This is a genomic window from Pseudomonas sp. PA-6-3C, assembly GCF_021605825.1.
In the GTDB taxonomy this organism is placed as follows: Bacteria; Pseudomonadota; Gammaproteobacteria; order Pseudomonadales; family Pseudomonadaceae; genus Aquipseudomonas; species Aquipseudomonas edaphica.
On sequence record NZ_WKDV01000037.1, the window covers coordinates 14,795 to 31,150 of the forward strand.

The following is a 16,356-nucleotide window of genomic DNA, read 5'->3' on the forward strand; positions in this document are numbered from 1 at the left end:
ACAGCCCATTCCTTTGCAGGAGAACGGCCATGAGCACTGTGATCGACCATGGTCATGCGGACCATGCCCACGGCCCCGCCAAAGGCTTGATGCGCTGGGTGCTGACCACCAACCACAAAGACATCGGCACCATGTACCTGTGGTTCGCCTTCACCATGTTTCTGCTCGGCGGTTCGTTCGCCATGGTGATCCGCGCCGAGTTGTTCCAGCCAGGCCTGCAAATCGTGCAGCCGGCGTTCTTCAACCAGATGACCACCATGCACGGCCTGATCATGGTGTTTGGCGCGGTGATGCCGGCGTTTGTCGGCCTGGCCAACTGGATGATCCCGCTGATGATCGGCGCGCCGGACATGGCCTTGCCGCGCATGAACAACTTCAGTTTCTGGCTGCTGCCGGCAGCGTTCCTGCTGCTGGTCTCGACGCTGTTCACGCCGGGCGGCGGGCCGAATTTCGGCTGGACCTTCTACGCCCCACTCTCCACCACCTATGCGCCGGAAAGCGTGACGTTCTTCATCTTTGCCATTCACCTGATGGGCATCAGCTCGATCATGGGCGCGATCAACGTGGTCGCCACCATTCTCAACCTGCGCGCGCCTGGCATGACCTTGATGAAAATGCCGCTGTTCGTATGGACCTGGCTGATTACCGCCTTCCTGCTGATCGCGGTGATGCCGGTGCTGGCCGGTTGCGTGACCATGATGTTGATGGACATCCACTTCGGCACCAGCTTTTTCAGTGCGGCCGGTGGAGGTGACCCGGTGCTGTTCCAGCATGTGTTCTGGTTCTTCGGCCACCCCGAGGTGTACATCATGATCCTGCCGGCGTTTGGCGCCGTCAGCTCGATCATCCCGACCTTCTCGCGCAAGCCGCTGTTCGGCTACACCTCGATGGTCTACGCCACGGCGAGCATCGCGTTTCTGTCGTTTATCGTGTGGGCGCACCACATGTTCGTGGTGGGTATTCCGCTGGTGGGCGAGCTGTTCTTCATGTACGCCACGCTGCTGATCGCGGTGCCCACGGGCGTGAAGGTGTTCAACTGGGTGAGCACCATGTGGCAAGGCTCGCTGACTTTCGAGACACCGATGTTGTTTGCCGTGGCTTTTGTGATTCTGTTCACCATTGGCGGTTTCTCCGGGCTGATGCTGGCAATTGCCCCGGCGGACTTCCAGTACCACGACACCTACTTTGTGGTGGCGCACTTCCATTACGTATTGGTGCCCGGGGCGATCTTCGGCATCTTCGCCTCGGCCTACTACTGGCTGCCGAAATGGACCGGCCACATGTACGACGAAACCCTGGGCAAGCTGCACTTCTGGCTGTCCTTTGTGGGCATGAACATGGCGTTCTTCCCGATGCACTTTGTCGGCCTGGCGGGCATGCCGCGCCGGGTGCCGGACTACAACCTGCAGTTCGCCGACTTCAACATGGTCTCCTCGATTGGCGCGTTCATGTTTGGCGCCACGCAGATCTTCTTCCTGTTTATCGTGATCAAGTGCATCCGTGGCGGCCCGCCGGCGCCGGCCAAGCCGTGGGATGGCGCCGAAGGCCTGGAATGGAGCATCCCCTCGCCTGCGCCGTATCACACGTTTACGACGCCGCCGGAGGTCAAGTGAACGCCTTGATGCAGGTCGACTCGGTCTCCTGTGGGAGCTGGCTTGCCTGCGATAGCGGTGTTTCAGGAGCCGAATGTATTGCCTGCCTGGGCCTCATCGCAGGCAAGCCAGCTCCCACAGAAAAACCAGAAGCGGGTGAGCGCCATGCTTGAGTCCGTCCCCATCAAGCGCCTGGTCACCCGCCTGCTGATCCTGGTCGTGGCCATGTTCGCCTTCGGCTTTGCCCTGGTGCCGATCTACGACGTGATGTGCAAGGCGTTCGGCATCAACGGCAAGACCGCCGGGCAGTACGAAGGCGAGCAGGTGGTGGACCCTACGCGCCAGGTGCGCGTGCAGTTCATGTCCACCAATGCCATCGACATGGTCTGGGAATTCCACTCCAAAGCCGATGAGGTCGTGGTCAACCCTGGCGCTGTCACCGAGATGCTGTTCGTGGCCTACAACCCCACAGATAAACCCATGACCGCCCAGGCCGTACCGAGTATTTCCCCGGCCGAAGCGGCGATGTATTTCCACAAGACCGAGTGTTTTTGCTTCACCCAGCAAGTGCTGCAGCCAGGTCAGCGCATAGAAATGCCCGTGCGCTTTATCGTCGATCGCGCCATGCCCAAGGATGTGAAGCATTTGACTCTGGCATACACGCTGTTTGACATCACTGCGCGTCAACCGCCGGTGGCCGTCCATACCGGCGGCTAGCTACTGTTTGCCCCCTCAATCAGGAGAGCGAATACATGTCGTCTCATGATACGTACTACGTACCAGCGCAAAGCAAATGGCCAATAATTGCTACGTTTGGCATGTTGATCACGGTGTACGGCCTGGCCGTGTGGTTCAACGACCTCAAGGCGGCGCGCCCGGAATCCCACGGCCCGTGGATCTTTTTCGTCGGCGGGCTGTTGCTGGCCTACATGCTGTTCGGCTGGTTCGGCGCGGTGATCAAGGAAAGCCGCGCCGGTTTGTACAGCCCGCAGATGGACCGCTCGTTCCGCTGGGGCATGACCTGGTTCATCTTTTCCGAGGTGATGTTCTTTATCGCGTTCTTCGGCGCACTGTTTTATGTGCGGCATATGTCCGCGCCGTGGCTGGCAGGTGAAGGCTCCAAGGGCGTCGCACACATGCTGTGGCCGAACTTCGAATTTGCCTGGCCGTTGCTCAACAACCCTGACCCGAAAATGTACCCGCCGCCCGAAGGCACCATCAGCCCGTGGGGCTTGCCGCTGGTGAATACGATCTTGCTGGTCAGCTCCAGCGTGACCATCACCATCGCTCACCATGCCTTGCGCAAGGGCCATCGCGGCGCTCTGAAAATCTGGCTGGCGCTCACGGTGCTGCTGGGGTGGGCCTTTTTGGGGTTTCAGGCCGAGGAGTACATGCACGCTTACAAAGAGCTGGGCCTGACCCTTGGCTCGGGCGTGTACGGCGCGACCTTCTTCATGCTCACCGGCTTTCACGGCGCCCACGTGACCATCGGCACCATCATTCTGTTCGTGATGCTGATGCGCATCCTCAAGGGGCACTTCAACGCCGAGCACCAGTTCGGTTTCGAGGCGGCCAGTTGGTACTGGCACTTTGTGGATGTGGTGTGGATCGGCCTGTTTTTCTTCGTTTATGTGCTGTGAGGCGTTTTACCACGGTGCATGAGAGACCAGCTGGCCGCTGAAAAAGCCCCAGGCGATCAAGCCCACGGTGATCGCGGCCAGTACAACACGCACGGTCAAGGCAGTGACGAGGCGGTTGGAGTTGCCCTCGTCCTTGACCAGAAAGAACAAGCCACTGAACAGGCTCACGACAGTCGCGATCAGCATCAGGGCAATGGTTGCTTTGAGCATGGTCAGGTTCCATTCGGATGGGCGGGCAATGAAAAGGCGGGCAATGAAAACAAGTATAGCCAGCGCCATAAAAGACTTTCGCCCAGGGCTCGCTCCCACGCTGGTGGTGCTTGTGCTGCTGCCGTTGATGGTTGGGCTGGGGTTCTGGCAATTGGCTCGCGGGCATGAAAAACAGCTGCTGGTGGACAGCTATGCCGAACGGCGTGTGGCTGAGCCGCTCAGCAGCGTGCAACTTGATGGCATGGCCGACCCGGCCTTCCGCCGCGTGCGGCTGCGCGGTCAGTTCGATGCTGAGCACAGCGTGCTGCTCGACAACCGCATGCGCGACGGCAAGGCCGGTGTTGAACTCCTGCAGCCCTTTCACGACCAGGCCAGCGGCGAATGGCTGCTACTCAATCGCGGCTGGTTGCCGTGGCCGGACCGGCGCACGCCGCCCGTGTTCACCACGCCTGAACAACCTCTGAATCTGGATGCCTGGGTGTACATCGCGCCCGGCGAAACCTTCCAACTGCACGCCGACCCCGCCACCACGCAATGGCCGCGCTTGCTGACTGCGTTGCATCCCGCCGCGCTCTGGGCGGAGTTGGGCCGCAGCGGTTTCGCCTATGAGCTGCGCGCCGAACCTGGCCCCGGCACCTACGACACTACCTGGCCGGTGGTCGCCATGGGCCCGGAAAAACACTTGGGCTACGCCGTGCAGTGGTTCGCCATGGCACTGGCGTTGCTGGCGCTTTACCTCTACCTCGGATGGCATAACAAAAAGGAGAAACCCCATGGGAGCGGCCATGAATCCACCCAGCACGTCTGAGGCACCCGACCGGCGCAAAGGCCGCTGGCAGCTTATTTTGATCCTGATGATGGTGATCGGCCCGATGGCGCTGGCCACCTTTATGTACAAGTTGCAGTTCTGGGTGCCCGACAGCCGCAGTTACCACGGCGAGATGATCGGCAACGGCCAGACCCGCGCCGACATCGGCGTGCAGGCCGACGAAGACCGTTGGCAACTGTTGGTCACTGCGCCCACCGCGTGTGCTGCCGAGTGCCAGCAACTGGTGTACCTGGCGCGCCAGCTGCAAATCAGCCTGGGCCGCGATGCCTCCCGCGCCAGCCATGCCCTGGCCAGCGCGCAGCCGGTGAGCACGGATTACGACGCCAAGCTCAAGGCCGAATACCCACAACTGCAACGCTACCCGCTGGACCTGACCACCTTCAGTAAAAACGCGGCTGCGCCGGGTGAGGCGCAACTGTGGATCGTCGACCCGCACGGCAACCTGGTGCTGCGCTACGACGCCAAGGTCAAGGGCAAGGACCTGCTCAACGACCTGCGCCTGCTGCTGAAACTGTCGAACATCGGATAAGGGCATCGTCATGGCCAAACCTGGATTTCGCCTCGCGTTGTTTGCCACCTTGCTGGCGCTGCTGGTCGTGCTGCTCGGCGCCTACACGCGCCTGACCCACGCTGGCCTCGGCTGCCCGGACTGGCCCGGCTGCTACGGGTTTATCAGCGTGCCGCAAAGCGAAGCCCAGCTGGCGCATGCCGAGCTGCATTTTCCCGATACGCCGGTAGAAGCCGACAAGGGCTGGGCCGAGATGACCCATCGCTACTTCGCCGGCACCTTGGGCTTGCTGATCGTGCTGCTGGCGGCGCGCTCGTGGAGCCATCGGCGTGATCCGGGGCAGCCAGTGAAACTGCCGCTGTTTGTGTTGGCGGTGGTGTTTGCCCAGGCGGCGTTCGGTATGTGGACGGTGACGCTGAAGTTGTGGCCGCAAGTGGTCACGGGGCATTTGCTTGGCGGCTTTGCCACCTTGAGCCTGCTGTTTTTGCTCACCTTGCGACTGTCCGGCGTGTTGCCCGCTTTGATCGTGCCCAAGCGCTTGCAATATTGGGCCACGGCGGGCCTGGTGCTGGTGATCGGGCAGATCGCGCTGGGCGGTTGGGTCAGTTCAAACTACGCGGCGGTGGCCTGTGTCGACCTGCCGACGTGTCATGGCGAGTGGTGGCCGGCGGCGGACTTTGCCAACGGGTTTCACCTCACCCAGCATATCGGCCCCAATTACCTCGGCGGCCAGCTCGACAGTGAGGCGCGCACGGCCATCCACCTGACCCATCGCATCGGCGCGGTGCTGGTGACGCTGGTGCTGCTGGGGCTGGCCTGGCAATTGCGCGCCGTGGGCATGACGCGGTTGGCAGGCCTGCTGCTGATCGCCCTCGCGGCGCAAATCTGCCTGGGCGTGAGCAATGTGGCGTTCGGCTTGCCGCTGCCGGTGGCGGTCGGGCACAACGCCGGTGGGGCGGGGTTATTGCTGACGCTGGTGCTGGTCAACTACCACGCCCGTACCAGCCTGGTCCGGGTGCGCAATCAGTTGCCGTTTGGCTGGCGTTTTATCCCGCGCAAACACGTATCGGGTCTCATCACCCTAAAAGGAGAGATGCCATGGCGACCTTGATCGGCGCGCGTCACGATCGGGCGATCTGGCGGGATTACCTGGAGCTGACCAAGCCGAAAGTGGTGGTGCTGATGCTCATCACGTCCTTGGTGGGCATGTTCCTCGCGACCCGCGCCGGGGTGCCATGGACGGTGCTGGTGTTCGGCAATTTGGGCATTGCCCTGTGCGCCGGAGGTGCGGCGGCGGTCAACCATGTGGTGGATCGGCGCATCGATGCGGTGATGGCGCGCACGCATAAACGGCCGTTGGCAGAAGGGCGCGTGTCGCCCGTGGCGGCATTGGCGTTTGCATTGTTTCTGGCTGTTGCAGGTTTGGCCTTGTTGTTGGCGTTCACCAACCCTTTGGCGGCCTGGCTCACGTTGGCCTCATTGCTGGGTTACGCGGTGATCTACACCGGTTTTCTCAAGCGTGCCACGCCACAAAATATCGTGATCGGCGGCCTGGCCGGTGCGGCGCCGCCGCTGCTCGGCTGGGTCGCGGTTACCGGGCATGTCAGCGCCGAGCCGCTGCTGCTGGTGCTGATCATCTTCGCCTGGACCCCGCCGCACTTCTGGGCTCTGGCCATTCACCGCAAAGAGGAATACGCCAAGGCCGATATCCCGATGCTGCCGGTCACCCACGGCGAGCACTACACCAAGGTGCATATCCTGCTCTACACCTTCGCCCTGCTGGCGGTGAGCTTCATGCCCTATGTGATCCATATGAGCGGCCTGCTGTACCTGGCGTGTGCGCTGGTATTGGGTGGGCGCTTTCTGCAATGGGCCTGGGTGCTGTACCGTGGCAGCAAGCCGCACGCGGCGATCAACACCTTCAAGTACTCTATCTGGTACTTGCTGCTGCTGTTTATCGCGCTGCTCGTCGACCACTACCTATTGTTGAACCTATGACTCGAACTCAAAAAACCGTCTTTATCCTGGTGGCCATCGTCGCGTTGATCATGGGCCTGACCGTTAACAAAGTGCTCAGCGGCAAAGGCCAGGGCGACCCTACCGCACTGATCGACGCCGGCATTATCCTGCTGCCGCAAAGCCGCCAGCTGCCGCCGGTGACCATGACCAATCAGGACGGCCAGCCGGTGGTGGTCAACGAGCTGAAAGGCAAATGGAGCCTGCTGTTCTTCGGTTACACCTTCTGCCCCGACATCTGCCCGACCACCCTCGCGCAACTGCGCCAGATCAAGAGCGAATTGCCTAAAGAGGCGGTGGATAAGTTGCAGGTGATCCTGGTCAGCGTTGACCCGAACCGCGACACGCCGACCCAGCTCAAGCAGTACCTGGGCTACTTCGACCCGCAATTCGAAGGCCTGACCGGCGCGAATGTAGCGGATGTGCAGAAGGTCTCGAATGCGGTGAGCATTCCGTTTATTCCGGCCGATACCAGCAAGCCCAACTACACCGTGGACCACAGCGGCAACCTGGCGCTGATCGGTCCGGACGGCACGCAGCGTGGGTTTATTCGTGCGCCGTTGAATAATCAAAAGCTGGTGGCGCAGTTGCCAGGTTTGCTACAGCGCAAATGATCGTTCCCTAGCAAACTACACAAATCACCTGTGGGAGCTGGCTTGCCTGCGATAGCGGTGGGCCTGCTTGCATCTCGGTTGCTGACCCACTGCCATCGCAGGCAAGCCAGCTCCCACAGTGGTTTTGTGCAAGGTTTGAACAGGGTGTCGTCGGAGATTTCCCACGTGTTGTCGCGCTGTGCGTGAACTTGTTGGACGGTCTTGGGGTGGCTAGTCTTTGGCCTGTCGCTGCAAATTCAGTGACAGGGCGTAGGAACCCTTTTATGTACCCTTGGCGTCATAGCGCCACCGTCTGATTGCGGCGTTTTTTTTGTGCCCGTACTATCAGTCGCGGCGGCTATGCGCGGGCACGTTTCGACGTGGCTGAGATCCCTGGGTACTCGGTTCCTACCCCGCGTATGGCTGCCACCCATGCCCGTAGGAAGGCTGTTGGCAGCTCCTGTTCATACCCGGAGTTGTCCCAATGCAATCACTTACCCCTGATCCACCGATCACACCCAAAGTCTTCACCCGCCACCATCACCAGCTGCACGCTGTGTTGATAGACAACCAGCCATGGTTCAGCGCCTGCGACATCGGCCACCTGATGGGCCTGCACCTGAACCCTGCGTTACTGCGCAAGCTCGATCCCGACCAACAACTCACCCTGCCGCTGATCACTCATGGCCACTGTGCGCCGACGTTGATGGTCAGTGAGTCTGGCGTTTATGCGCTGCTTATCTACCACTACTACCCGGAGAATCGGTGCCTGCGCCAATGGTTGACCCATGAGGTGGTGCCAGCCCTGCGCTGACAGCAAAAGCCACACAAAGCTGGTGGCAGAGTTGCCGGTTTTGCTCCAGCGCAAATGATCGTTCCCACGCTCTGCGTGGGAATGCCTCCTGTGACGCTCTGCGTCACGACCTCAACAGCGGGACGCAGAGCGTCCCGGGCTGCATTCCCACGCGGAGCGTGGGAACGATCACAACACAAAACAAATGTGGGAGCTGGCTTGCCTGGGATAGCGGCAGGCCAGTCAACATCTTCGGTGACTAACACTCTGCTATCGCGGGCAAGCCAGCTCCCACATTAGGTTTACGGTGTAGCTCTGGATCAGAACGCCGGTAGAATCGCGCCTTTGTACTTCTCAAGAATGAACGCTTTCACTTCTGGCGTGTGCAGGGCTGCAACCAGCTTCTTCACCGCGTCCGAATCCTTGTTGTCGTCGCGGGTCACCAGGATGTTCACGTAAGGCGAGTCGTTGCCTTCGATCACCAGCGCATCCTTGGATGGGTCCAGCTTGGCTTCCAGGGCGTAGTTGGTGTTGATCAGCGCCAGGTCGACCTGGGTCAGCACGCGCGGCAGGGTGGCGGCTTCCAGTTCGCGGAATTTCAGGTTTTTTGGGTTGCCGCTGATGTCCTTGATGGTCGACAGGATGTTGGTCGGGTCCTTCAGGGTTATCAGGTTGTGCTTGGCCAGCAGCAGCAGGGCGCGACCGCCGTTGGTGGCGTCGTTCGGGATCACGACGTTGGCGCCGCTTGGCAGGTCTTCCAGCTTTTTGTACTTGCTGGAGTAGGCGCCCAGTGGCTCCAGGTGTACCGCGGCAACGCTTACCAGGTGAGTGCCCTTGGTTTTGTTGAACTCATCCAGGTACGGCTGGTGCTGGAAGAAGTTGGCGTCCAGGCGCTTTTCAGCCACTTGTACGTTCGGCTGCACGTAGTCGGTGAAGACTTTGACCTGCAAATTAACGCCTTCTTTGGCGAGTACAGGCTTCACGAATTCGAGGATTTCCGCGTGGGGCACCGGCGATGCAGCGACTGTAATAGTCTCGGCAGCGTGGGCAGAAAACGCGGCAACGGCGGCGAAAGCAACCAGTAGTTTTTTCATCCAACAAGCTCCTTGTTCGGGCATGTGCCGGCGGGGGCCGGCAATGGCGGTTATTTTCGAGAGTAGTGTGTCACCAGCTTATCGCCGATGGTTTGCAGAATCTGTACCAGCACAATCAACATCACCACGGTGACGACCATCACGTCGTCCTGGAAACGTTGGTAACCATAGCGGATCGCCAGGTCGCCCAGCCCGCCAGCACCCACGACGCCTGCCATGGCGGTGTAACCCACCAGAGCAATAGCGGTGACGGTGATGGCCGCAATGATGCCGGGTTTAGCCTCGGGCAGCAGTGCCTTGGTGATGATCTGCCGAGTGGTGGCGCCCATGGCTTGAGTCGCCTCGATGATGCCGCGATCCACCTCGCGCAATGCGGTTTCCACCAGGCGCGCGAAGAACGTCGAAGCGCCCACCACCAAAGGTGGAATCGCGCCGGCCACACCGAGCGAAGTGCCGGTGATAAAGATCGTCGTAGGGATCATCACAATCAGCAGAATGATAAACGGCAGAGAGCGTATGGCGTTGACGATAAATGCCAGCACGCCATAGGTGGCTTTCTGCTCGAGCAACTGACGTGGGCTGAACAGAAACAGCAGAACGCCCAGCGGCAAGCCAACCAGTACGGTGAACACCAGCGAGGTGCTGAGCATCAGCATGGTGTCGCCGGTGGCAACCCAGATGTCGGCCCAGTCAACTTTGTCGAAGTAATGCAGTAACACGTCCATTAACGCAGGACCTCCATATGCACATCGGCTGCGGTAAAGCGGGCGAAGGCCGCTTCCATGTCACCGCCGGTGATGGCCAGGGTCAGTTGCCCGTAGGGGGTATCTTTGATGTGGTCGATGCGACCGGCAAGGATGCTGTAGTCCACTCCCGTTTCGCGGGCGACGGTCCCCAGCAATGGCGCGTAGGTCGCTTCGCCCTGGAACGTCAGGCGCACGATGCGGCCCGGTACATGGGCAAACACATCACGCTGCTCGCCTTCATCGACTTGCTCGGCTTCTTGCACAAAGCGCTTGGTGGTCGGGTGCTTGGGGTGCAGGAACACCTCGGCCACCGAGCCTTGCTCGACGATCACGCCGGCGTCCATCACGGCGACCTGGTCGCACACGCGGCGGATCACGTCCATTTCATGGGTGATCAGCACGATGGTCAGCTTCAACTCGCGGTTGATCTCGGCCAACAATTTGAGCACCGAGGCGGTGGTCTGCGGGTCGAGGGCGCTGGTGGCTTCGTCGCACAGCAGAATTTTTGGCTTGGTCGCCAGGGCGCGGGCGATGCCGACGCGCTGCTTCTGGCCGCCGGACAACTGCGCCGGGTACTTCTTGGCATGGTCCGACAGGCCCACGCGGGCGAGCAGTTCAGCCACGCGCAGGTCGATGTCTTTACGCGACAATTCGCCGGCCAGGGTCAGCGGCAATGCCACGTTGTCGGCAACGGTCTTGGACGCCAGCAGGTTGAAGTGCTGGAAGATCATCCCCACTTGCTGGCGAAAACGGCGCAGGCCGTTGGCGTCCAGGGCGGTGACTTCCTCACCGTCGACGTTGATCTGACCGCCGCTTGGCTGCTCCAGGCGATTGATCAGGCGCAGCAGGGTACTTTTGCCCGCACCGGAGTGGCCAATCAGGCCGAACACCTGGCCGTTTTCGACGCGCAGGCTGGTGGGGTGCAGGGCGGGGATTTCCTTACCGGCGACGCGGTAGGTTTTATGGACGTTATGAAACTCGATCACGTAGCGAACCTTGTGGGGCGCATTGAAAAGGGATCAGCGGTTAGCCGGGCGCGCATTTTAGCCTGTCCGTATAGCGTTTCTTAGCATTTATTTCGCATTCAACCAGCGATTTGGCAATAACGCGATCAAAGGTCATAAAAAAGGAACGGCCCAAAACCCCATCAGTCACTACTTAAGCAACTCAATTTCCCAGGTGCCGTGCCTGGGGGTTTGCTCAAACGAGCCGGGGACCGCTCTGGCCACTTTGAATAAGGAGTTTTGACTGATGAGTACCAAGAAGCCAGCCACCCCGCCTAAGAGTGAGCTTGCGGGCACCGATACCCTGGACCGTGGCAACACCAACGCCAAGCTGCAGGCCCTGGAAGAGTTTCGCTCCGATGCGACCGGCCAGGCGCTGCGCACCAACCAAGGCGTAAAGATTTCCGATAACCAGAACACCCTCAAAGTCGGCGCCCGTGGCCCCTCGCTGCTGGAAGACTTCATCATGCGTGAAAAAATCACGCACTTTGACCATGAGCGTATCCCGGAGCGCATCGTGCATGCCCGTGGCACTGGCGCCCATGGTTATTTCCAGACCTATAAGAACCATTCTGCGCTGAGCAAGGCCGGGTTCCTGCGTAACCCGGAGCATAAAACCCCGGTGTTCGTGCGCTTCTCCACCGTGCAAGGCCCGCGTGGTTCGGGCGATACCGTGCGTGACGTACGCGGCTTTGCCGTGAAGTTCTTCACCGACGAAGGCAACTTCGACCTAGTGGGCAACAACATGCCGATCTTCTTCATCCAGGATGCGATCAAGTTTCCGGACTTTGTGCATGCGGTAAAGCCTGAGCCGCATAACGAAATTCCTACCGGCGGCTCGGCCCACGATACGTTCTGGGATTTCGTCTCGCTGCAGCCGGAATCGGCGCATATGGTGCTGTGGGCCATGTCTGACCGTGCCATTCCAAAAAGCCTGCGTTCCATGCAGGGTTTTGGTATTCACACCTTCCGGTTGATCAATACCGAAGGTAAGTCCAGCTTTGTGAAATTCCATTGGCACCCGAAAGTCGGTACCTGCTCGCTGGTGTGGGACGAAGCGCAAAAGCTTGCCGGTAAAGACACCGACCACCACCGTCGCGACCTGTGGGAAGCGATCGAGGGCGGCGACTACCCTGAGTGGGAGTTGGGCGTGCAAATCGTTGCCGAAGAGGACGAGCACAAGTTCGACTTCGACCTGCTCGACCCGACCAAGATCATCCCCGAAGAGCTGGTGCCGATAACCCCGCTAGGCAAAATGGTGCTTAACCGCAACCCGGACAACTTCTTTGCCGAGGTCGAGCAGGTCGCCTTTTGCCCAGGCCATATCGTGCCGGGTATCGACTTCACCAACGACCCGCTGCTGCAAGGCCGTCTGTTTTCCTACACCGATACGCAGATCAGCCGACTCGGTGGCCCGAATTTTCATGAGCTGCCGATTAACCGGCCGGTCACGCCTTTCCATAACGGCCAGCGTGATGCCCAGCACCGCACCGTGATCGATAAGGGCCGTGCGTCCTACGAGCCGAACTCGATTGATGGCGGTTGGCCCAAAGAAACGCCGGCGGCGGCTCAGGATGGCGGGTTCGAGACTTATTACGAGCGCGTCGACGCCAACAAGGTACGTGAGCGCAGTGAGTCGTTTGGTGACCATTTCTCGCAAGCCACGCTGTTTTTCCACAGCATGAGCCACCACGAGAAAGAGCACATCATCGCGGCCTACAGCTTCGAGTTGGGCAAGGTGGAGCGTGAGTTTATCCGCGCGCGTCAGGTCAACGAGATTCTGGCCAATATCGACCTGGAGTTGGCCAAGCGCGTTGCGCAGAACCTCGGCCTGCCGGCGCCGACCAAAGGCACGGTACCGCCGCGCAAGACGTCGCTGAAAGAGTCGCCGGCGTTGAGCCAGGTGAACCTGCTGTCGGGCGACATCAAAACACGCAAAGTCGCAATTCTTGCGGCTAACGGTGTGGATGGCGCAGCGATTGCGGCGTTGAAGAAAGCGCTGGCCGCCGAAGGTGCGCATGCCAAGGTGCTGGGGCCGACGTCGGCACCGGTGAAGACTGCGGATGGCAAGAGCCTGCCGGTGGATGCGTCGATGGAAGGCATGCCGTCGGTGGCGTTTGATGCGGTGTTCGTGCCGGGCGGTAAAGAGTCGATCAAGGCCTTGAGTGGCGACGGCGTGGCGTTGCACTTCCTGTTGGAGGCGTACAAGCATCTGAAGGCGATTGCGCTTGCCAGTGATGCCAAGCCGTTGCTGGAGCAGCTTAAGCTGGAGGCGGATGCGGGGTTGATCGTGGGAGCGGATGCCAAGGCGTTCAAGGCATTCTTCGCGGCGATTGCACAGCATCGGGTGTGGGCGCGGGAGCCTAAGGCCAAGGCGATTCCGGCTTAAGCTTTTGGGTGTTTGTTAGACCGCTATCGCAGGCAAGCCTGCTCCCACATTTGACTGTATTCACAGTTCAAAAAGTGGGAGCTGGCTTGCCTGCGATGGCTTTACTCGGTTTTGCGCGGAATCAACACAACCTGCGCCGGGATGTGTTTCACAATCTGCCGGTGAATCTCCAGGTCATACGCCGAATCAATGCGCTTCACCCGTTTGGTCAGCAGTGTGGCCAGCCATGGGTAATCCTGGGTGCGCGGCGCCTGAATGGTCACGTCGCACTGGTAATTCACCACATCGGTGGCGATCGCATCCAACTGATGGCGAAGTTCTTCAATATCGGTGAGGTTCAACGCAACCGTGGTGCTTTGAGCCGCCGGGTCGATGACCTTGGCGGGTGGCTTGGCCTCGGCAGCTTTCAAGGCGGCTTCGGCTTTATCCAGCTCGGCTTTGCGGGCGTGGCTGATGGCGCTGTTGACGCCGCCCGTGAGCGCCGGAGCCTTGGGCATCAAGGCGCGTGCGCGGCTTAGCGCCGTAGCGGCGGCATTCACATCACCTTTTTGCAATACGATCTGGCTGCGTTGCAAGTAGGCTTCGGCCAATTGGCGCTGGTAGGTTTCCAGGGCTGGGTCGTTGGGCGATTGGGCCTGCAATGCGGCCAGCTCGTCTTCGGCGGTGGCCAGTTCACTGCTGGCCAGGTTTTGCTCCAGCTGCGCGATGGCCGCAGCACGCGGGTCCTGCGCCTCGGGGGCGGCGGGCGGTGTGCTTTGGCAGGCGCCCAGCAGCAGGGAAAATGCGGCAAGGAGCAGATAACGGGAGTTGAACGGCTTCATTCCTGCGACTCTCTATTTGCGCAAAAAGCGAGCAAGTCTACACCCCTCGACGGGGCAGGACAAAACTCAGCAGAAACAGGGCGGCGGCCGTGACCACAATCGACGGCCCGGCCGGCGTGTCCTTGAACCAGGACAGCGCCAAGCCCCCGCACACGGCGAGCATGCCCAGCAGGCTGGCGCCGATCGCCATCTGCTCCGGTGAGCGGGCATGGCGCTGGGCGGCGGCTGCGGGAATGATCAGCAGCGACGTGATCAACAATACGCCGACAATCTTCATTGCGACAGCAATCACCACGGCGATCAACAGCATCAGGGTCATGCGCAGCGCCGGTACGGGCAAACCTTCGACGGTGGCCAGCTCTTCGTGCACGGTAATTGCCAGCAACGGGCGCCACAAGGCCACCAGCAGCACCAGCACAGCGGCGCTGCCGCCGAGGATCCAGGCAAGGTCAGTGGGGCTGATCGCCAGCAAATCGCCGAACAGGTAGGCCATCAGGTCGATGCGTACTTCATGCATGAAGCTCAGCACCACCAGGCCCAGCGACAGCGTGCTTGGCGCCAGAATGCCCAGCAGCGTGTCCGAGGCCAGCGGCTGGCGCTGTTGCAGGGTTACCAGCAGCACTGCCAGTAATAGGCAGCCCGCAGTGACGGCGATGGTCGGGCTCACATCCAGCAGAAAGCCCATGGCCACGCCCAGCAGCGCGGCATGCGACAACGTGTCGCCAAAGTAGGCCATGCGCCGCCAGACCACGAACGAGCCCAATGGGCCTGCCACCAGTGCCAAAGCCAAGCCTGCCAGCAGGGCGTAGAGCAGAAAATCAGCCATGCTTGCAGCTATCTCCATGAACGTGGGGTTGAGGCGTAGCGGGATCGTCGACCACAGCGCCATGCAAATCATGGGCGTGATCGTGATGGTGGTGATAGATCGCCAGGCTCTGCGCGTTTTTGCCGAACAGCTCGACGAATGCCGGGTCGCCGCTCACCTGTTCCGGGTGGCCGGAGCAGCATACGTGGCGGTTGAGGCACACCACTTGATCCGTGGTGCTCATCACCAGGTGCAAGTCGTGGGAGACCATCAGCACGCCGCAGCCATGGCGGTCACGCAGGCGGGTGATCAGGCTGTACAGCTCGGCCTGGCCGGCAACATCCACGCCTTGCACGGGTTCATCAAGTACCAGTAGCTCGGGTTCGCGCAACAAGGCGCGCGCCAGCAGTACGCGCTGCATCTCGCCGCCGGAGATGCTCTGCACCGGGCTGTCGATAACCTGTTCGGCACCGACTTCCTTAAGCGCCGCTTGTGCGCGTGCGCGGTCGACGCCAGGCACCAGGCGCAGGAAGCGCAGTACCGACAGCGGCAGCGTTGGATCGACGTGTAATTTTTGCGGCATGTAACCGACGCGCAGCTTGGGCTTGCGCCACACGCTGCCGCTGTCGGGCTTGAGCAGGCCAAGCACGGCGCGCACCAGCGTGGTCTTGCCGGCGCCATTGGGGCCGATCAGCGTCACGATCTGCCCTGGCTCCACGCTCAATGCGATGTTATCCAGTACGTTTTGCCCGGCGAACGTGACCCCAACCTGCTCCAGGCGGATTAACGCGTTGCTCATCAAGCCCCCTGGCAACCGGAGCAGAGCCCGACCACTTCGACCGTTTGCCCTTCGACCTTGAAGCCCACGTCGGCGGAGCTTTTGATGATGGCGTCGCTGATGCTTTTTTGTTCAAGCTCGATGGCGGCGTGGCATTCGCGGCAGATCAGGAATTGGCCCTGGTGCGCGTGTTCCGGGTGGCTGCAGCCGACAAAGGCGTTGAGCGATGCGATGCGATGCACCAGGCCGTTTTCCAGCAGGAAGTCCAGCGCGCGGTACACCGTCGGCGGTGCGGCGCGGCGGCCGTCCTGCTCGCTGAGCACGCCAAGAATGTCGTAGGCGCCCAGGGGCTTGTGACTTTGCCACACCAGCTCCAGCACCCGACGACGCAGGGCAGTCAGGCGCAAGCCTTTCTGCGCGCACAGGGTATCGGCCTCCGACAGCGCGGTGTGTACGCAGTGAGAGTGGTCGTGGGGACGGCTGGCAAGCGGTGTTTTAGGCATGAGCGGCGACAGACATTTGATAGAGACGTTATTAT

17 protein-coding genes and 1 pseudogene are annotated in these 16,356 nt (G+C 60.8%); 10 read left to right on the top strand and 8 right to left on the bottom strand.

From position 1 onward, the window contains the following. Nucleotides 1–29: 29 nt before the first annotated feature. From ctaD to GIW48_RS22035, 3 genes are all read left to right on the top strand, one after another. On the top strand, nucleotides 30–1,613 hold the full coding sequence (ctaD, locus tag GIW48_RS22025; protein ID WP_017137901.1) for a cytochrome c oxidase subunit I: 1,584 nt from the start codon (nucleotides 30–32) through the stop codon (nucleotides 1,611–1,613). A gap of 144 nt (nucleotides 1,614–1,757) precedes the next feature. After that, a complete protein-coding gene (locus GIW48_RS22030) occupies nucleotides 1,758–2,309 on the top strand; it encodes a cytochrome c oxidase assembly protein (protein ID WP_026013768.1) in 552 nt (183 codons plus the stop codon). A 35-nt stretch (nucleotides 2,310–2,344) separates the two neighbouring features. Then, nucleotides 2,345–3,232 carry a cytochrome c oxidase subunit 3 gene (locus GIW48_RS22035; protein ID WP_017137899.1) on the top strand — a complete coding sequence of 296 codons (888 nt, stop codon included), beginning with the start codon at nucleotides 2,345–2,347 and terminating at the stop codon, nucleotides 3,230–3,232. Between the two features lie 6 nt (nucleotides 3,233–3,238). Here the strand turns inward: GIW48_RS22035 and GIW48_RS22040 are convergent, their stop codons facing one another. Further along, complete coding sequence (locus GIW48_RS22040; RefSeq protein ID WP_110623938.1) at nucleotides 3,239–3,442, bottom strand: twin transmembrane helix small protein; 204 nt, start codon at nucleotides 3,440–3,442, stop codon at nucleotides 3,239–3,241. Between the two features lie 43 nt (nucleotides 3,443–3,485). On the opposite strand from GIW48_RS22040, the gene GIW48_RS22045 reads away from it, so the two are divergent. From GIW48_RS22045 to GIW48_RS22070, 6 genes and pseudogenes are all read left to right on the top strand, one after another. Then, complete coding sequence (locus GIW48_RS22045; protein WP_236460935.1) at nucleotides 3,486–4,250, top strand: SURF1 family protein; 765 nt, start codon at nucleotides 3,486–3,488, stop codon at nucleotides 4,248–4,250. Beyond that, nucleotides 4,216–4,800 (top strand): hypothetical protein, encoded by a 585-nt coding sequence (locus tag GIW48_RS22050; RefSeq protein WP_017137896.1) that lies wholly within the window; start codon nucleotides 4,216–4,218, stop codon nucleotides 4,798–4,800. The genes GIW48_RS22045 and GIW48_RS22050 overlap by 35 nt, the downstream gene beginning before the upstream one ends. 10 nt (nucleotides 4,801–4,810) lie before the next feature. Continuing rightward, a complete protein-coding gene (locus GIW48_RS22055; RefSeq protein ID WP_017137895.1) occupies nucleotides 4,811–5,890 on the top strand; it encodes a COX15/CtaA family protein in 1,080 nt (359 codons plus the stop codon). After that, a complete protein-coding gene (gene cyoE / locus GIW48_RS22060; protein WP_017137894.1) occupies nucleotides 5,878–6,777 on the top strand; it encodes a heme o synthase in 900 nt (299 codons plus the stop codon). The genes GIW48_RS22055 and cyoE overlap by 13 nt, the downstream gene beginning before the upstream one ends. Further along, on the top strand, nucleotides 6,774–7,409 hold the full coding sequence (locus GIW48_RS22065; RefSeq protein WP_017137893.1) for an SCO family protein: 636 nt from the start codon (nucleotides 6,774–6,776) through the stop codon (nucleotides 7,407–7,409). The genes cyoE and GIW48_RS22065 overlap by 4 nt, the downstream gene beginning before the upstream one ends. Before the next feature lie 463 nt (nucleotides 7,410–7,872). Beyond that, a pseudogene (locus GIW48_RS22070) lies at nucleotides 7,873–8,199 on the top strand (BRO-N domain-containing protein); the annotation flags it as partial. A gap of 302 nt (nucleotides 8,200–8,501) precedes the next feature. Here GIW48_RS22070 and GIW48_RS22075 read toward each other — a convergent pair. Genes GIW48_RS22075 through GIW48_RS22085 form a run of 3 tightly spaced genes read right to left on the bottom strand, consistent with a single transcriptional unit; the run spans nucleotide 8,502 to nucleotide 11,007 of the window. Further along, nucleotides 8,502–9,275 carry a MetQ/NlpA family ABC transporter substrate-binding protein gene (locus GIW48_RS22075; protein ID WP_017139105.1) on the bottom strand — a complete coding sequence of 258 codons (774 nt, stop codon included), beginning with the start codon at nucleotides 9,273–9,275 and terminating at the stop codon, nucleotides 8,502–8,504. A gap of 50 nt (nucleotides 9,276–9,325) precedes the next feature. Beyond that, complete coding sequence (locus tag GIW48_RS22080) at nucleotides 9,326–10,000, bottom strand: methionine ABC transporter permease (protein ID WP_017139104.1); 675 nt, start codon at nucleotides 9,998–10,000, stop codon at nucleotides 9,326–9,328. Continuing rightward, nucleotides 10,000–11,007 carry a methionine ABC transporter ATP-binding protein gene (locus GIW48_RS22085; protein ID WP_017139103.1) on the bottom strand — a complete coding sequence of 336 codons (1,008 nt, stop codon included), beginning with the start codon at nucleotides 11,005–11,007 and terminating at the stop codon, nucleotides 10,000–10,002. The genes GIW48_RS22080 and GIW48_RS22085 overlap by 1 nt, the downstream gene beginning before the upstream one ends. A gap of 265 nt (nucleotides 11,008–11,272) precedes the next feature. On the opposite strand from GIW48_RS22085, the gene katE reads away from it, so the two are divergent. Next, nucleotides 11,273–13,414: a catalase HPII gene (katE, locus tag GIW48_RS22090; protein WP_017139102.1), complete on the top strand. Its 2,142-nt coding sequence runs from the start codon at nucleotides 11,273–11,275 to the stop codon at nucleotides 13,412–13,414. 101 nt (nucleotides 13,415–13,515) lie between these two features. Here katE and GIW48_RS22095 read toward each other — a convergent pair whose 3' ends face one another. Genes GIW48_RS22095 through GIW48_RS22110 form a run of 4 tightly spaced genes read right to left on the bottom strand, consistent with a single transcriptional unit; the run spans nucleotide 13,516 to nucleotide 16,321 of the window. Further along, complete coding sequence (locus GIW48_RS22095; protein WP_236460933.1) at nucleotides 13,516–14,235, bottom strand: PA5502 family lipoprotein; 720 nt, start codon at nucleotides 14,233–14,235, stop codon at nucleotides 13,516–13,518. Between the two features lie 37 nt (nucleotides 14,236–14,272). Next, nucleotides 14,273–15,061: a zinc ABC transporter permease subunit ZnuB gene (gene znuB, locus GIW48_RS22100; RefSeq protein WP_099550164.1), complete on the bottom strand. Its 789-nt coding sequence runs from the start codon at nucleotides 15,059–15,061 to the stop codon at nucleotides 14,273–14,275. Continuing rightward, nucleotides 15,054–15,839 carry a zinc ABC transporter ATP-binding protein ZnuC gene (gene znuC, locus GIW48_RS22105; RefSeq protein WP_017139099.1) on the bottom strand — a complete coding sequence of 262 codons (786 nt, stop codon included), beginning with the start codon at nucleotides 15,837–15,839 and terminating at the stop codon, nucleotides 15,054–15,056. Before znuC ends, znuB begins: the two co-directional genes overlap by 8 nt. Further along, entirely contained in the window at nucleotides 15,839–16,321 is a 483-nt protein-coding gene (locus GIW48_RS22110) for a Fur family transcriptional regulator (RefSeq protein ID WP_017139098.1), read from the bottom strand. Before GIW48_RS22110 ends, znuC begins: the two co-directional genes overlap by 1 nt. Nucleotides 16,322–16,356 lie beyond the last annotated feature (35 nt).

Bases quoted from the DNA above. Each gene is read 5' to 3' on its own strand.
- ctaD (WP_017137901.1), top strand. From the start codon at position 30: ATGAGCACTGTGATCGACCATGGTCATGCGGACCATGCCCACGGCCCC.
- GIW48_RS22030 (WP_026013768.1), top strand. From the start codon at position 1,758: ATGCTTGAGTCCGTCCCCATCAAGCGCCTGGTCACCCGCCTGCTGATC.
- GIW48_RS22035 (WP_017137899.1), top strand. From the start codon at position 2,345: ATGTCGTCTCATGATACGTACTACGTACCAGCGCAAAGCAAATGGCCA.
- GIW48_RS22040 (WP_110623938.1), bottom strand. From the start codon at position 3,442: ATGCTCAAAGCAACCATTGCCCTGATGCTGATCGCGACTGTCGTGAGC.
- GIW48_RS22045 (WP_236460935.1), top strand. From the start codon at position 3,486: ATGAAAACAAGTATAGCCAGCGCCATAAAAGACTTTCGCCCAGGGCTC.
- GIW48_RS22050 (WP_017137896.1), top strand. From the start codon at position 4,216: ATGGGAGCGGCCATGAATCCACCCAGCACGTCTGAGGCACCCGACCGG.
- GIW48_RS22055 (WP_017137895.1), top strand. From the start codon at position 4,811: ATGGCCAAACCTGGATTTCGCCTCGCGTTGTTTGCCACCTTGCTGGCG.
- cyoE (WP_017137894.1), top strand. From the start codon at position 5,878: ATGGCGACCTTGATCGGCGCGCGTCACGATCGGGCGATCTGGCGGGAT.
- GIW48_RS22065 (WP_017137893.1), top strand. From the start codon at position 6,774: ATGACTCGAACTCAAAAAACCGTCTTTATCCTGGTGGCCATCGTCGCG.
- GIW48_RS22075 (WP_017139105.1), bottom strand. From the start codon at position 9,275: ATGAAAAAACTACTGGTTGCTTTCGCCGCCGTTGCCGCGTTTTCTGCC.
- GIW48_RS22080 (WP_017139104.1), bottom strand. From the start codon at position 10,000: ATGGACGTGTTACTGCATTACTTCGACAAAGTTGACTGGGCCGACATC.
- katE (WP_017139102.1), top strand. From the start codon at position 11,273: ATGAGTACCAAGAAGCCAGCCACCCCGCCTAAGAGTGAGCTTGCGGGC.
- GIW48_RS22095 (WP_236460933.1), bottom strand. From the start codon at position 14,235: ATGAAGCCGTTCAACTCCCGTTATCTGCTCCTTGCCGCATTTTCCCTG.
- znuB (WP_099550164.1), bottom strand. From the start codon at position 15,061: ATGGCTGATTTTCTGCTCTACGCCCTGCTGGCAGGCTTGGCTTTGGCA.
- znuC (WP_017139099.1), bottom strand. From the start codon at position 15,839: ATGAGCAACGCGTTAATCCGCCTGGAGCAGGTTGGGGTCACGTTCGCC.
- GIW48_RS22110 (WP_017139098.1), bottom strand. From the start codon at position 16,321: ATGCCTAAAACACCGCTTGCCAGCCGTCCCCACGACCACTCTCACTGC.